Origin of the sequence: Geitlerinema sp. PCC 7407 (assembly GCF_000317045.1) — a bacterium.
Classification (GTDB): Bacteria; Cyanobacteriota; Cyanobacteriia; order PCC-7407; family PCC-7407; genus PCC-7407.
This window is the reverse complement of sequence record NC_019703.1, coordinates 539,206-552,450: the sequence shown is the minus strand read 5'-3', so window position 1 is coordinate 552,450 and position 13,245 is coordinate 539,206. Positions and strand designations below refer to the sequence as shown.

16 protein-coding genes and 2 tRNA genes are annotated in these 13,245 nt (G+C 57.8%); 13 read left to right on the top strand and 5 right to left on the bottom strand.

The genetic code is table 11. From position 1 onward, the window contains the following. Positions 1–107: 107 nt before the first annotated feature. The 6 genes from psbZ (at position 108) to GEI7407_RS02325 (ending at position 3,359) form a co-directional block, all read left to right on the top strand. A complete protein-coding gene (gene psbZ / locus GEI7407_RS02350) occupies positions 108–299 on the top strand; it encodes a photosystem II reaction center protein PsbZ (RefSeq protein WP_015170519.1) in 192 nt (63 codons plus the stop codon). Between the two features lie 226 nt (positions 300–525). Then, positions 526–1,098 carry a 6,7-dimethyl-8-ribityllumazine synthase gene (ribH, locus tag GEI7407_RS02345; RefSeq protein ID WP_015170518.1) on the top strand — a complete coding sequence of 191 codons (573 nt, stop codon included), beginning with the start codon at positions 526–528 and terminating at the stop codon, positions 1,096–1,098. A 99-nt stretch (positions 1,099–1,197) separates the two neighbouring features. Continuing rightward, positions 1,198–1,269, top strand: a tRNA-Gly gene (locus tag GEI7407_RS02340). A gap of 98 nt (positions 1,270–1,367) precedes the next feature. Next, positions 1,368–1,439 (top strand) — tRNA-Gly (locus tag GEI7407_RS02335). Between the two features lie 237 nt (positions 1,440–1,676). Then, a complete protein-coding gene (locus GEI7407_RS02330; protein ID WP_015170517.1) occupies positions 1,677–2,084 on the top strand; it encodes a hypothetical protein in 408 nt (135 codons plus the stop codon). A gap of 3 nt (positions 2,085–2,087) precedes the next feature. Beyond that, the gene (locus GEI7407_RS02325) at positions 2,088–3,359 is read left to right on the top strand and encodes a glutamate-5-semialdehyde dehydrogenase (RefSeq protein WP_015170516.1); all 1,272 of its coding nucleotides are present in this window, start codon (positions 2,088–2,090) and stop codon (positions 3,357–3,359) included. Positions 3,360–3,508: 149 nt separating this feature from the next. Here GEI7407_RS02325 and GEI7407_RS02320 read toward each other — a convergent pair whose 3' ends face one another. Next, entirely contained in the window at positions 3,509–4,327 is an 819-nt protein-coding gene (locus GEI7407_RS02320) for an acyl-CoA desaturase (protein WP_015170515.1), read from the bottom strand. A gap of 87 nt (positions 4,328–4,414) precedes the next feature. Between GEI7407_RS02320 and GEI7407_RS02315 the strand changes: the two genes are divergently transcribed. From GEI7407_RS02315 to GEI7407_RS02305, 3 genes are all read left to right on the top strand, one after another. Continuing rightward, positions 4,415–5,656 (top strand): methionine gamma-lyase family protein, encoded by a 1,242-nt coding sequence (locus GEI7407_RS02315; RefSeq protein WP_015170514.1) that lies wholly within the window; start codon positions 4,415–4,417, stop codon positions 5,654–5,656. Between the two features lie 937 nt (positions 5,657–6,593). Continuing rightward, complete coding sequence (locus tag GEI7407_RS20895) at positions 6,594–6,845, top strand: hypothetical protein (protein ID WP_150109707.1); 252 nt, start codon at positions 6,594–6,596, stop codon at positions 6,843–6,845. A gap of 220 nt (positions 6,846–7,065) precedes the next feature. Then, on the top strand, positions 7,066–7,455 hold the full coding sequence (locus GEI7407_RS02305) for an alr0857 family protein (RefSeq protein ID WP_015170513.1): 390 nt from the start codon (positions 7,066–7,068) through the stop codon (positions 7,453–7,455). Here the strand turns inward: GEI7407_RS02305 and GEI7407_RS02300 are convergent. Further along, on the bottom strand, positions 7,452–8,384 hold the full coding sequence (locus GEI7407_RS02300; protein WP_015170512.1) for an alpha/beta fold hydrolase: 933 nt from the start codon (positions 8,382–8,384) through the stop codon (positions 7,452–7,454). The genes GEI7407_RS02305 and GEI7407_RS02300 overlap by 4 nt on opposite strands. After that, positions 8,384–8,866, bottom strand: a complete 483-nt coding sequence (locus GEI7407_RS02295; protein WP_015170511.1) for a DUF2358 domain-containing protein — start codon at positions 8,864–8,866, stop codon at positions 8,384–8,386. The genes GEI7407_RS02300 and GEI7407_RS02295 overlap by 1 nt, the downstream gene beginning before the upstream one ends. Positions 8,867–9,048: 182 nt before the next feature. Here GEI7407_RS02295 and rseP point away from each other — a divergent pair, with 182 nt between their 5' ends. From rseP to rpsN, 3 genes are all read left to right on the top strand, one after another. After that, positions 9,049–10,137, top strand: coding sequence for an RIP metalloprotease RseP (gene rseP, locus GEI7407_RS02290; protein ID WP_015170510.1), 1,089 nt, complete (start codon positions 9,049–9,051; stop codon positions 10,135–10,137). Positions 10,138–10,139: 2 nt separating this feature from the next. Beyond that, positions 10,140–10,841, top strand: a complete 702-nt coding sequence (gene nth, locus GEI7407_RS02285; RefSeq protein WP_015170509.1) for an endonuclease III — start codon at positions 10,140–10,142, stop codon at positions 10,839–10,841. An 85-nt stretch (positions 10,842–10,926) separates the two neighbouring features. After that, the gene (gene rpsN, locus GEI7407_RS02280) at positions 10,927–11,229 is read left to right on the top strand and encodes a 30S ribosomal protein S14 (RefSeq protein ID WP_015170508.1); all 303 of its coding nucleotides are present in this window, start codon (positions 10,927–10,929) and stop codon (positions 11,227–11,229) included. A gap of 57 nt (positions 11,230–11,286) precedes the next feature. Here the strand turns inward: rpsN and GEI7407_RS02275 are convergent, their stop codons facing one another. Beyond that, positions 11,287–11,616 carry a hypothetical protein gene (locus GEI7407_RS02275; protein WP_015170507.1) on the bottom strand — a complete coding sequence of 110 codons (330 nt, stop codon included), beginning with the start codon at positions 11,614–11,616 and terminating at the stop codon, positions 11,287–11,289. Positions 11,617–11,801: 185 nt separating this feature from the next. Here GEI7407_RS02275 and aat point away from each other — a divergent pair, with 185 nt between their 5' ends. Beyond that, positions 11,802–12,374 (top strand): leucyl/phenylalanyl-tRNA--protein transferase, encoded by a 573-nt coding sequence (gene aat / locus GEI7407_RS02270; protein WP_015170506.1) that lies wholly within the window; start codon positions 11,802–11,804, stop codon positions 12,372–12,374. Positions 12,375–12,386: 12 nt separating this feature from the next. Here the strand turns inward: aat and GEI7407_RS02265 are convergent, their stop codons facing one another. Next, positions 12,387–13,232, bottom strand: coding sequence for a DUF3598 family protein (locus tag GEI7407_RS02265; protein WP_015170505.1), 846 nt, complete (start codon positions 13,230–13,232; stop codon positions 12,387–12,389). Positions 13,233–13,245 lie beyond the last annotated feature (13 nt).

Sequence of the window (13,245 nt, the reverse complement as noted above, 5' to 3'; positions counted from 1 at the left end):
GGGGCGTTTATCTGGTAGCGTACTAATCAGTATTGATCAAGCTTTTGAGAAACTGAGCCACTTATTGGCCTCTTTGTCCACTGCTCGATTAGTTTGGAATTGCAGCCATGTTAACGATCCTGTTTCAGATTGCCCTCGCCGCCTTGGTTATCTTCTCCTTTGTGATGGTCGTCGGGGTTCCCGTCGCCTACGCTTCTACCGAAAATTGGGATCAATCCAAGCGCTTGATCCTGCTCGGTAGCATTGTTTGGGCCGCTTTGGTCATTGCCGTTGGCGGACTAAACTACCTCGTCGTCTAGGCCGACGTTGGACGCGCCCACGCTGGCGTCGACCAACTGGAGCTTTTTCGATTTTTTGATATGTCAATCCAGCGAAGGGTTGGCGATCGCCCTTTTTCGGGCCTGTCAGCGTACGGGTCGGTGAACGAGCGATCGCCAACCCTTTTTGGCATTGGGCTTTTTGCAGGGCGATCCCAACGAGCCTGATAGGATAGGAACCACGTTGAGTTGAACCCACACTGACATCATGGCCGTTTTCGAGGGATCCTTCGTTTTCGGGGACGCTGCTCCTCGCATCGCGATCGTTATCGGTCGCTTCAATGACCTGATCACCACCAAGCTCATCGAGGGGTGTCAGGACTGCCTCAAGCGTCACGGCGTCGATCCCGATCCGAACGGCACACAGGTGGACTACATTTGGGTGCCCGGCAGCTTCGAGATTCCCTTGGTGGCTCGTCAGCTCGCCCTGAGCTACCGCTACGACGCCATCATCTGCCTCGGAGCCGTGATTCGCGGCCAGACTCCCCACTTCGATTACGTCGCCGCCGAGGTCTCCAAGGGCATCGCCGCTGCCGCCTTCCAAACGGGCGTGCCGGTGATCTTTGGCATCATCACCACCGACACGATGCAGCAAGCCCTCGAGCGCGCCGGCATCAAGAGCAACAAGGGCTGGGAGTTTGCGATGAATGCCCTGGAGATGGCTAGCCTGATGCGCCAAATGCGCGCCGGACTGGAGATCAACCCCAACGGCACGCCTGCCCTGGCCGGTGGCGCCCCCAGTGCGATCGCCGCTGAGGCATTCCGTCAGTCCGCCAGCTAGAGCGCGATCGCCCCCTGACTCCGTCGCCACAAAACGCAAAAAATTCGGAGTCAGGGGTTGACAACCTTAACGGAATCATAAGATTATATTGAAGCGCTTGCGGGTATAGCTCAGTGGTAGAGCGTCACCTTGCCAAGGTGAATGTCGCGCGTTCGAATCGCGTTACCCGCTTTCACGAAACTCCAGTTCTGGATTCGTTGGATTCTTCCAATTACTCTAGAAATGTTTTCGTGGACAGCTGGTGAATCAAGCGCTGGTTGATGGTTTCTGCGGGTATAGCTCAGTGGTAGAGCGTCACCTTGCCAAGGTGAATGTCGCGCGTTCGAATCGCGTTACCCGCTTCTCAAAAATTCAGCTCTAGCTGACGAGCTCAGAATCAAGGTTTCAACACCTCAGAGATCAGGCGATCGCCCGTAAAATTTCCATAAAAAAAGCCGTCGGGCCAGCTCTGAGCCAAAATTCAGGTATACACTCAGAGGATGAGGGCTACTGGGATTACGCCTCTCAGGGGTGGCGATCGCCCGCGTTAGTGGCCTACGCTTTCGACATCTTTCGTCGTTTTTGTGTCATCGCCCCTCGTGCAAGCGCAGAAAGCCCAAAAGATTGACTTCACCACCGAATATCCCTGTCCTTGCCGGCGGCGGGGACAGCTCGTTCCGATTACGTTGACGGAGGCCTTTGGCTGCGATCGCTGCCAGCAGATTTTCGTGGTCGAAGATAACGGCTATGCCCTAGAGCAGCTCTCGACGACCTACCCCTACAAGCAGTCTTGGCGCTGGAGCGGCCATCAGTGGTACCGAGTGCACTCTGTCTTTCGAGAGGGATACCTTCCTCTGGCCTTGGGCAGTATTCTGGTCTTACTGATTGTTTGGTTGCCCCTCGCCCTCCAATCCAGCATCGGCCCGGGGATTTTGGCGTGGGCAGCCATCTCAGTTTTGTTAACGATGCTGCCAGCACTCATGATGTGGTTGGCCTATCGGCGATAGCCCATGACCCATGATTCCCATTCCTCTGCTCCGGTTGACCTGCCCCATATCCTAAAGCGTTCTCAAGAGGCGGCGATCGCCCTCGGGGGCATCAGGGCCGCCGATCGCAACCAAGCGCTGCATGCCGTCGCCCAAGTCATTGACGATCGGCAAGATGACATCCTCGAGGCCAACACCCTGGACCTGGAGGCAAGCCGGGAAATGGCGGTGCCAGACCTGATTTTGGACTGGCTCAAGCTAACGCCGGAGCGGCTGCAAACCGCCGTCAAGATTTTGCATCGCCTCGGGGAGCTCTCGGACCCCGTGCAGCAGCGGGTGATGAGCACCTCCTACCAGCTGGACAACTGCCAAACCTATGGGCAACTGGTACCCCTGGGCGTGATTGCCATGATCTACGAGGCGCTGCCCGAGCTGGGGGCGATCGCCGCAGGCATGTGCATCAAAACCGGCAATAGCCTGATTTTGCGAGGGGGCAGCGAGGCGAGTCACTCCAACGCCGCGATCGCCCAGGCGATTCAGCTGGCTCTCGACGACATCGGCTTGCCCAACGGCTGCTTGCAGCTGCTCGATCCCGATCACGGCGCTTCCATTCGGGAAGTCGTCACCCAAGATCAGTTCATCAACTTGATCATTCCCTACGGCCGCCCCAGCCTCGTGCAGCAGGTCGTGCGCCAGGCCACCGCGCCTGTTCTCCAGTCCGCCATGGGCAACTGCTACCTTTATTGGTCGCCCTCCGGCAGCCTGGACCTTGTGCGGCACCTGATTCTCGACAGCCACCAGAGCGAGCCCGACCCCGTCAACGCCATCGAAAAAGTCCTGATCCACCGCAACCAAAACTCAGCCGCTCTCAACACCCTCTGGAACAACCTGCAAGAGAAAGGGTTTCAGCTGCGGGGGGATGCAGCCCTCGTCGCAGAATATCCAGAGCTGATGCTGGCTGAAGCTAATGAATGGCGTCAGGCCTATCTCAACAAAATTGTCGCCTTCAAGTCTGTCGAGAGCCTCGAAGAGGCGATCGCCTGGATCAACCAGCACAGCAGCGGTCACGCCGACTGCCTTGTCACCGAGTCCTACCAAGAAAGTCGACAGTTCTCCGCTGGTGTGAACAGCGCCTCCGTCTACATCAACTCCTCCCCCCGATTCTCGCGCAATCCTCGACGCATCAGCGCCATCTGTCTCGGCATGTCCAATCAAAAAGGTCATCGTCGCGGCTCCATCGGCCTAGAAACCCTGACCACCGTCAAGCACGTCATTCAAGGCAACTCTTGGATCTGATAGGCTCGCGCCAAGCGAGGCGCTCCAGCAATCACAGCCCACCACGGGCACCCAAAACCCAAAAAGAGATGCAATTTGCATCTCTTTTTGGGTGTGACCTTTGATTAACTATTGACCAATCAAGGAGTCTTTGGCGTTAAAAACGTCTTCTACTGTTCGTTATTAATCAGTTTTACCTTAGTCGCCAGCCCCAGCATTTGCAGAAGGCGAATCGTCATCCAGGTCATGTCAATTTCCCACCAGCGCAGGCCATGGCGAGCAGAATACTGGAACGCGTGGTGATTGTTATGCCAGCCTTCACCGTAGGTCACGAGGGCAACCCACCAGCAGTTGGTAGAGCGATCGCCAGCGTCGTAGGTGCGGTAGCCAAACTTGTGGGTTGCGCTGTTTACAAACCAGGTGCAGTGATAAACCAGCACTAGGCGGACAAAAACGCCCCACACCACAAACGGCCAGCCTCCCAAGAAGTAGAGGACCACGCCTAGAGCAGCCTGGACCAGCAAGAAATACTTGTCAAAGAAGAGGTATACAGGATCCTCGGCAATGTCTTTGATGAAGCGGTGGATCTCCTTTTTGGCCGGTACTTCGTAGAGCATCCAGCCCATGTGGCTCCACCAGAAGCCCTTGCCCGAGTTGTGGTGATCGACGCTTTGATCCGAGTGCAGGTGGTGGTGGCGATGCAGTCCCACCCACTCAATGGGTCCACCTTGGGCAGCAAGGCTAGCGCAGAACACCAGGAAATATTCAAGCCATTTGGGAGTTTGGAAACTGCGGTGCGCCACGAGTCGATGAAGACCGAGCGTAATCCCAAGTCCCCCGGTCACCCAGTGCAAGAAGAGTGCTACTCCGACGGCTGCCCAGCTAAAGTTGCTGGGCAGCAAGGCAAAGAGAGCCCCGATGTGAATGACGGCCATAAACGTAATGACCGGCCAATTTAGTGAAAGTTTGGTTGGAGTTGCAAGCGTCATGCAAGTCTCTTGATACACAACTTGAATTTAGATCATGCCTAAACTGCGCGATAATGAAACACCGCGCGTTTAGACGGAGAGAGCGGGGTGTTTAAAAACAGCGTTGAGGAGCTGCAAGCGGCGCAGCAGGCACTGTCCCAGATCTTTGCTGGAATCGACACCCAGGTCAAGGAGAATTTGAGGCGGGTTTTAGGAGCGTTTCAGCGTCACAATGTCGGCGTCCATCACTTTTCAGGGGTGAGTGGATATGGTCACGATGACCTAGGTCGACAAACGCTGGATCGAGTGTTTGCAGATATTGTGGGAGCAGAAGCTGCGGCGGTTCGCGTGCAGTTTGTGTCCGGTACACACGCGATCGCCTGCGCACTATTTGGCGCGCTTCGCCCCGGAGACGAAATGCTGGCTGTCGCGGGTCCCCCGTACGACACCCTAGAGGAAGTAATAGGTCTGCGAGGAACACATCAAGGCTCTCTTCGCGACTTTGGCATCAAGTATCGTCAACTTGAACTAACACCTCAGGGTACGGTGGACTGGCAGGCTTTAGTTAAAGCTATCACACCCGAAACAAAGTTGGTGGCGATCCAGCGCTCCTGCGGCTACTCCTGGCGGCCGAGCTTGTCCATCGAGGACATCGAGAAAATCGTCCAGATTGTGAAGGGCCAGAACCCAGACACAGTCTGTTTTGTAGACAACTGCTACGGAGAATTCATTAGCGATCGCGAGCCGACGGCGGTGGGTGCAGACCTGATGGCAGGTTCGCTGATCAAGAACCCTGGCGGCACCATTGTCGCGACGGGCGGCTACGTAGCGGGCCGCGCGGATTTAGTGGAGGCGGCCACCTGTCGCCTGACGGCGCCGGGTATCGGCAGCTCGGGCGGCGCCACCCTCGACCAAAATCGCCTGATGTTCCAGGGACTCTTCCTAGCACCCCAGATGGTCGGGGAGGCGATGAAGGGCAATCACTTGGTCGCCTATGTGTTTGACCGGCTGGGCTATCCGGTCAACCCGGCACCTTTTGCGCCCCGCCGAGATGTCATTCAGGCAATTCAGCTCGGGTCCCCCGAGAAGCTGATTGCGTTTTGCCGCGCAATCCAGAAGCACTCTCCCATTGGCTCTTACCTTGATCCGGTGCCTGCCGGGATGCCGGGCTATGAGAGCGAGTTGGTGATGGCGGGCGGCACGTTCATCGATGGGAGCACCTCGGAGCTGTCGGCGGATGGTCCGCTGCGGGAGCCCTACGTGGTGTTTTGTCAGGGAGGCACCCACTGGACCCACGTGGCGATCGCCCTGGAGGCGGCCATCGAGGCCATCGGTCCTGCAACGGCCTAGGGCGATCGCCCCCCAAAAGGGAAACCCTGTAACCATGTTTTCGGTTACAGGGCAACACTCACTCACGCGGATCTCAAATCACCCTCAAAACCAGCCCAATTTTGTTAGAAACTCTGTTCCTAAAAAACCGGAATTTTTTGCCACCCTGTGGGCTTGTTTGGGAGTGGAAACTTCGCTAGTCTTCTGGACCGCACATTCATATTAGCAAGGCTCTGAAGGCGCTCCAGATTTTCGTGATAATTTGAGACAAAGTGTATAACGCCTGTGAATTAGAGTTAGTTGTTCTTGATAGTTTGATGCCTTGAGACGCATAATCGGCCGCTTTTCGCGAGAAACGCGTCTAAATCACTTCAGAATGCCAGCGACATCATTCTGCAAAGTAACACCCAACCAGGGGTTTAATTTTTTTAGTGCAAAATAGGGCCAAAAACAACCCTAAAAATCTCTCACCAAAACTCGCTGATAAGGCGTTTTGTCTCCACCAATGACTTCTCAGTCAAGGGATTTCTGAGGCTGCAAGAGTCCCGCCCAAGGACTCTATTTTAAGGCTGGTGATTTTTGAGGGCGATCGCCTGCTGGGCGATGTCATTTTTAGTCAGAATGCAGCCAGCAACTCGGTGGGCGAGTTCCTATCAGAAACTCAGGGGATGACTCGCCTGAGAAAACATCAGGCCAAATTTTTGGGCTCTGATCTGGAATCTGGACCTGGGAGACTGAAGTTTCTGACGATCGCAGTCTCCTGGGGCTTTTGCGTTAGTTTGCGCAGCCCGGAGCCCCAGAAACCGGGCGATCGCTCCGCAATCGCGATGGCAGCAAAAAAATAATGGACATTTTTGTATTACGCGTGTAGCATATTAGTCATTCAAGAATTTTCGCCCTATCGCCTTTCTGAGATTTCGTTTTCCAACCGCAAACCTCTAGTCAGCCCCTGACTGTCATGAAGCTCTCCTCCTTTGACCTTGACCTCACGACCAGCGCTCACCGGCAATCCGGTGAGGCAGGCGTGGCCATGGTCCAGGTAGGAGGTCAGGTCAGCCGCCCATGGCGCGCTCTCAGCGGCGCCCCAGTTCAAGGGCGTTTTGGCCACGACGGGACCATTCAGGGTCGCAGCCGCGGCGCTGAACTGGTGGCAAACCTAGCATTTCGAAGCGGTTGGCGCGGAAGAGGCTTTTTCCGACCCCAGGATTAGAGAACTCCAAACGTTCGTCTAACCCCCGCTTCTCGTTGGCAGAAGCGGGGGTTTTTCAATGGTTGAGCAATCACCCACTTCGATCGCCAAGGAGCTCCGTTCCCAGGTCCCTTCACCTTTTGCCAAAACGCTTTGGCCCCAGCGACGGGAGCGCTCCAAACTCCCCTTCCCCGCCTCCGGAGGCGGGTTCCTGATCTGCTCTTTCAAGGAACCTCCGGTTATGTTGAAGCTGATTTACACCGAGGACGATGTACAGCTAGAGCGGCTGTCTGAGTCGATTGAGGCGTTTGTGACCCAGCGAACGCTTTTGGCCCTGCGGCTCGGCCAGCCCATCCACGTAGTCCAGGGCCGCGCAGCGTTTTTGCTGCCCGCTGATTTGCCGGAACTGGCGCAGCTAGACAAAGCCTGGGCCAGTCTCGACGCTGAACCAGACATAGAGATATTTCGCGCGGATGCAGATTATATAGAGGTCGGTCTCCACGGGCTTTGGGTCACCCCAGAGACTGCATCTGAAGAGGGTCTCTTTTTGTCGCTTTTGGGCGATCGCCTGGAGCGATCGCTAGAGCATCTGTGGCAGGTGGCCCAGACCCAGATGTCCTTCTTGCGCTAGCTCAGGCGGGCAATAAAGGGGGCGATCGCTTCTACAAAGGTATCCGTTTGCTCGTAGGGCAAGACATTGCGGCCGTCGAGCTTGAGCCCTTCTCCTTGGGAGAGGTGCTTGAGATAGTCGCTGAGGCGATCGCTCGGGGTCTCTTGCTTGCCCGAGCGGCTGATGCTGGAGGCCGTGTCGCCCACCACAACCAGAGTGGGGTGGGGGATCGCGACGATCGCCTCCTGGTAGCCCTTGCGCCAGAAGCCCGCCAAAAAGGCAAACACCGCGTACCGCGTCGCCATATCTCGCGAGCCCTCGTGGAGCATCGCCAGCCAGGGCTCATCCACCCCCTCCGACGCCGCAAAAAGCTGCTTGGCCGAGAAGGACTGCAAGAACTGCCGGCGCCGAGCGTAGCGGTAAAACAGCGCGCCCAAGGGCGATCGGAAGAAAGACCAGCTCAGATTTTTGCGCCACTCCGGCCACGCCAGCGTCATCACTGGCCACGCAGGCGGCCCCGACAGCACCATCCCGCGCACCAGCGTCTGGCCCAGTTCGCGCTGACACAGCTCAATGGCCACCGGAAACAGCGCCCCCTGAACCACCAAGATCGCGCCCTGTTTGACCACCGTTTGCAAAAAGTACTCTAGCTGCTCCGCCCAGATCTCAGGCGGATAGGCGATCGCCGGCAGGTCGCTTTCGCCGCAGCCCAGCAAATCCAGGTTGTAAATCGGGTTTTGAGCGCCCGATCGCTGCCACCCTTCGCAGAATCGATCCCAAAATCGTCGCGACAGCCCCACCCCGATCGGGTGCACCAGCACCAGCGGCGTCTGGCCCGCAGACGCTTCTGACGCCCGCACCTCATACGCGCACCGGTGACCGCGCCAGGCGTAGAACTGCGTCGAGACACCCGTTTCCACCATCGAAGCCGCAACGTCAGGCTGCATCATCACGTATTCGTTCCTTTCACAAAAAATTGTTTTAAAAGTTCGCTGGGCTTGCGGTCCCAAACGTCCCGATGGTCATAGATCAGGCCGTCAGGCCCCAGCCGATAGGTCGAGTTGCCATTAAAAAAGAGACGCGGCCGCCAGGGCAAACGCAGGGTGCCCCGCACCGTCCACGTGACAAAGACTACGTCCGGCTCAGTCTGCTGAATGTCGTGGACATCAAAATGCAGATCAGTGAAAAAGAGCTGGCCGTGAAAGCGCAGCGTCCAAAAAATAATGCGGTAGTTGAATTTGCCCTTGAAGGTATTAACCGGGTCTTTGAAGAAAATATCAGCGCTGTAGATGTCGTAGGAAATATCGCGCTCGAACAGGGTCGGCAGATCAGCCCACAGCGTTTCCACAATTTGGCTGGCGGGCAGCACACTTGGGGCAGACGGGGCGCGATCGCCCGCAGACTGAGGCGGGGGCACAGAGGAATCAGCCATAGAAACTCACTCAAAGCGCCGAAAGACGTGAAATTTTGGCTCAGGAGCATCCTACCAAGCCAGAGCCAGCAAAGCCTCAGCCATGGGCAAGATCGCCCCCTAAGCCACTTCTTCCCAAACCCGTCCCCGAGCAGGCACCGTAGAATGAAGAAAGTCCGGTCTAAACGTTACGAAAGTTCACTATGTCGACAATAGCGGCGATCGCAGTATTGGCGATCTTGATCGTGGTTCATGAGCTAGGACACTTCCTGGCCGCTCGGCTGCAAGGAATCCACGTCAATCGCTTCTCGATTGGCTTCGGACCCATCCTGTGGAAATATCAAGGACCTGAAACCGAATACGCTCTGCGCGGCTTTCCCCTGGGCGGCTTTGTCGGCTTTCCCGACGACGACCCCGACAGCCCCATCCCCCCCAACGATCCCGACCTCCTGCGCAATCGCCCCATCTTGGACCGGGCCATCGTCATCAGCGCTGGCGTCATCGCTAACCTGATCTTTGCCTACTTCCTCCTCGTCGCTCAAGTCGGCATCGTCGGCATTCAAGACTTCAACTATCGGCCTGGGGTCCTCGTTCCCCAAGTTGCCACAGACGTCAGCTCCGCCGCCGCCCGCGCCGGCATCCAGGCCGGAGACATCATCCTCTCTGCCAACGGCGAAACCCTCACCGCATCCGAAAGCTCCATCCCCAAACTGATGGACATCATTCAGGACCGGCCTGGTGAGCCCATTCCCCTAGAAATCAAGCGGGGCGACGAAATTCTCGACCTCACCGTCACCCCCGAAAATATCGACGGCAAAGCGCGCATCGGCGTTCAGCTTGCCCCTAACGGCGACATCATTCGCCGCCGCGTCAACAACCCCCTCGACGTCTTCGGCATCGCTGCCCAGCAGTTTCAGCAAGTCACCATCCGGATTTTGCAGGGCTTCGGTCAGCTGATCAGCAACTTCAGCGAAACCGCCGAGCAGGTCGCCGGTCCCGTCGCCATCGTCGCCATCGGAGCCAGCGTTGCCAAGTCGGATCTGGCTAGCCTGTTCCAGTTTGGTGCCCTGATCAGCATCAACCTCGCCATCATTAATATCCTGCCGCTGCCGGCCCTCGACGGGGGTCAGCTCGCGTTCTTGCTCGTCGAAGGCGTGCGCGGCAAACCCCTGCCGACCAAAATTCAAGATGGCGTGATGCAAACCGGTTTGATGCTGCTCCTCGGCCTCGGCATCTTCCTGATTGTGCGGGATACGGCTCGCCTCGACTGGGTTCAGCAGTTTTTCCAATAGGCATGGCAACCCAGCGAAAACGAACCTCCGCAAAGCAGCGCGCCACCGAAATTTTGGTGCGCCTAAAGCGGCTTTATCCTGACGCGACCTGCACCCTCGACTACGAAACACCCGTTCAGCTGCTGGTGGCGACGATCCTGTCTGCCCAATGCACAGATGAGCGCGTTAACAAGGTGACCCCCGCCCTGTTTGCTCGCTTTCCGGATGCGGAGGCGCTGGCTGGAGCCGAGATCAGCGAGCTGGAGGAGCTGGTGCGCTCCACCGGCTTCTATCGCAACAAGGCGAAGAACATTCGGGCGGCCTGCCATCGGATCGTGACGGAGTTTGGCGGCAAGGTGCCTCAGCGGATGGAGGAGCTGCTGTCCCTAGCCGGGGTCGCGCGCAAGACCGCCAACGTGGTCTCGGCCCACGCCTTCGGGGTGAATTTGGGCGTGACCGTGGACACCCACGTCAAGCGGCTGAGCTTTCGCTTGGGCCTCACCAAGCACACTGACCCGATTCGGGTGGAGCGGGATCTGATGAAGCTGATCCCGCAGCCGGACTGGGAAAACTGGTCAATTCGGCTGATTTATCACGGTCGGGCGGTGTGTATGGCGCGCAATCCGGCCTGCGATCGCTGCAAACTAGCGGATCTGTGCCCTTCCGTCGATCCGGCCAAGCGACCGTCTGCCAAAGCTTTGGCAACTTCAACCCCGATTTCCTGACTTTTGATCGAGGGAAATTTGTGCTAAGCTCTATGACTTCGCTAGAATGGAAAACGCTGTCTCAACTGAGGGTCTAAGGACATCTATGGCCAAGAAAAGCATGATTCAGCGCGAAGTCAAGCGGCAGAAGCTGGTAGACAAGTATGCCGACAAGCGCGCTGAGCTGAAAGAGCAATTTGCCAAAGCAACCACGCAGCAAGAGAAGATGGATCTCCATCGCAAGCTGCAGCAGTTGCCTCGCAACAGCTCCCATATCCGTCTGCGGAATCGCTGCTGGGCGACGGGCCGTCCCCGGGGTGTGTACCGCGATTTCGGTCTATCTCGCCACGTGATCCGCGAAATGGCTCACGAGGGTTTGCTGCCAGGGGTTGTCAAGTCGAGCTGGTAATGGCCGCCTTCAGCTTTCATGCGCCCTGCGCATGAAACTGACCCCCTGGCTCTTTCGCTACTGACCACAGCAGCGATCGACTCCCAAACTCTCTAATAGCAGGTCGCTTACTGCGTTAGCGACTGCGAATTCACTATAAAAACTTTTAGAAAAATCAAAGGCCTGCATCTCGGTCACGAGGGCGATCACGAGGGAACCAACGTCGTTTTCGCCCTCCATGCGCTGTCGCACGTAGACCTGAGCGGCTCGGGTCGCGATGTCGGCGTTGATGCCTTCGGGCAAGAATTCTGAATCTAGCCAGTGATGGAGGGCTGCCTGGAGCCACTGCCCTTCTTGCTGGGGATTTTGCGATGGGGGTAGGGTGATGGGAGGAATCGCATCAGCCATGGTGTTTTCTCCTTCAGTCCAAGCTTGCCGCTGGGGTCGGTCCGGGAAAGATGCTGGGTCGCCGGAACGCCACCCTGGCAATGTTGTGGGGCGGGGGACGTACCCCCACTATACAATCGCGCCTTATTCTCCCCAAATCCTCTGGCGCTGGACAGGCAGACGGAGGGACAAGCAGGAGGTCTGCGGTGGACGTTGAGCAGATTGTGACGGGCTACGCTCAGGGCTATTTTTTGATGGCCGACGAGACGGGTCGGCGCTTGGGCTGGTACAGCAGTCGCGAGCGGACGCTGATTCCGCTGGATGAGCGGTTTCGCTACCCGCGATCGCTGCGTCGGGTGCTCAATAGCGGCCGATTTCGGGTGGAGATCAACCAAGCTTTTGAGCAAGTGGTGGCGGGCTGCGCGGACCGTGAGACGACCTGGATTTCGCCGGAGCTGCGGAAGATTTATGGCCAGCTTCACCGGGCGGGCTGGGCCCACAGTTTCGAGACGTGGGAGGGCGATCGCCTGGCAGGGGGCGTTTTGGGCCTTGCGCTAGGCGGGGTGTTTATTGGGGAGTCGATGTTTTACGCGATTCCAGATGGCTCCAAGGTGGCGATGGTCAAGCTGGTGGAGCATTTGCGATCGCGGGGATTCCAGGTGTTTGATGCCCAGATGATGAACCCCCACCTGGAGCGCTTTGGCGCCTACGTGGTGGATAGCCGAGGCTACGATCGCCTGCTACAGCGAGGGATCAGACAGCGCTGCCGATTCTGCTGAGGCCAGGAGTATTCAGGGCTCAGCGACTTTGCGCTCGGTGACGAGGGTGAGGCTTGCCCAGCCGCCTTTTTCGTCGTAGGCGCGGATCATGCGCTGGCGCAGGTCGGGGGCGAGGAGCCAGCCCGCTTCGAGAAAGCAGGGCTTGCCCATCTGAAGCTGGGTGGGAGCTGTGACTGAGGCCCCGTCGGGCAGCAGGAGCACCTGGACCGATTGGCTGCCCTGGCTAAACAGGAGGCTCTGGCCGCGAATCTCGGCGGTGGAGGTCAAGGTAGTCGGCGGAGCGCCAAAGGTCAAGGTTTGCTGGAGGCGATCGCCCGCCAACTGGATCAGCGTGAGCTGCGTAGGTGCGCTGTCCGGCGATCGCCAGTCGGGATAGAGGGTCGTCGCTTCTCCTTCCCAGGTTCCGAGCAGGGCCTCCAGGGTCAGCGGCGGCCGGTCGGGCGCGTCGGTGCCTGAGCGCTTTTCCCGGATCAAGGTGATCTGAGACAGCTGGCTTTGGCGATCGTAGAGGGGCACCAGGCGCAAACGGCGATCGCCTGCAATGAAGCCAAACTCCGCCCCAAATTCCGAGAAGGGCCCCAGCTGGGTCGAGCCTTGGGAAAACGCGCCATTCTCAAACAGCAGCACTCCCCGCCCCAGGGAGCTGTACTCTAGGACCTGATCTTGCGGGGTTACTTGGTCTTGGGCATCCGGGGCATATCGGCGGATCGTCTGGCGAATGGTTTGGCGATCGTTGATGGCCTCAAGGGAGACCTGGGTGGGCATATCGGCGATCGCCTCTCCCTGGGGCGAGAGCCGCGTAAAGGAGCCCTCCCACGCGCCCAAATTTTCCAGCAGTGCATCCCACTGTGATTTCATTGCTTTTTTTCTC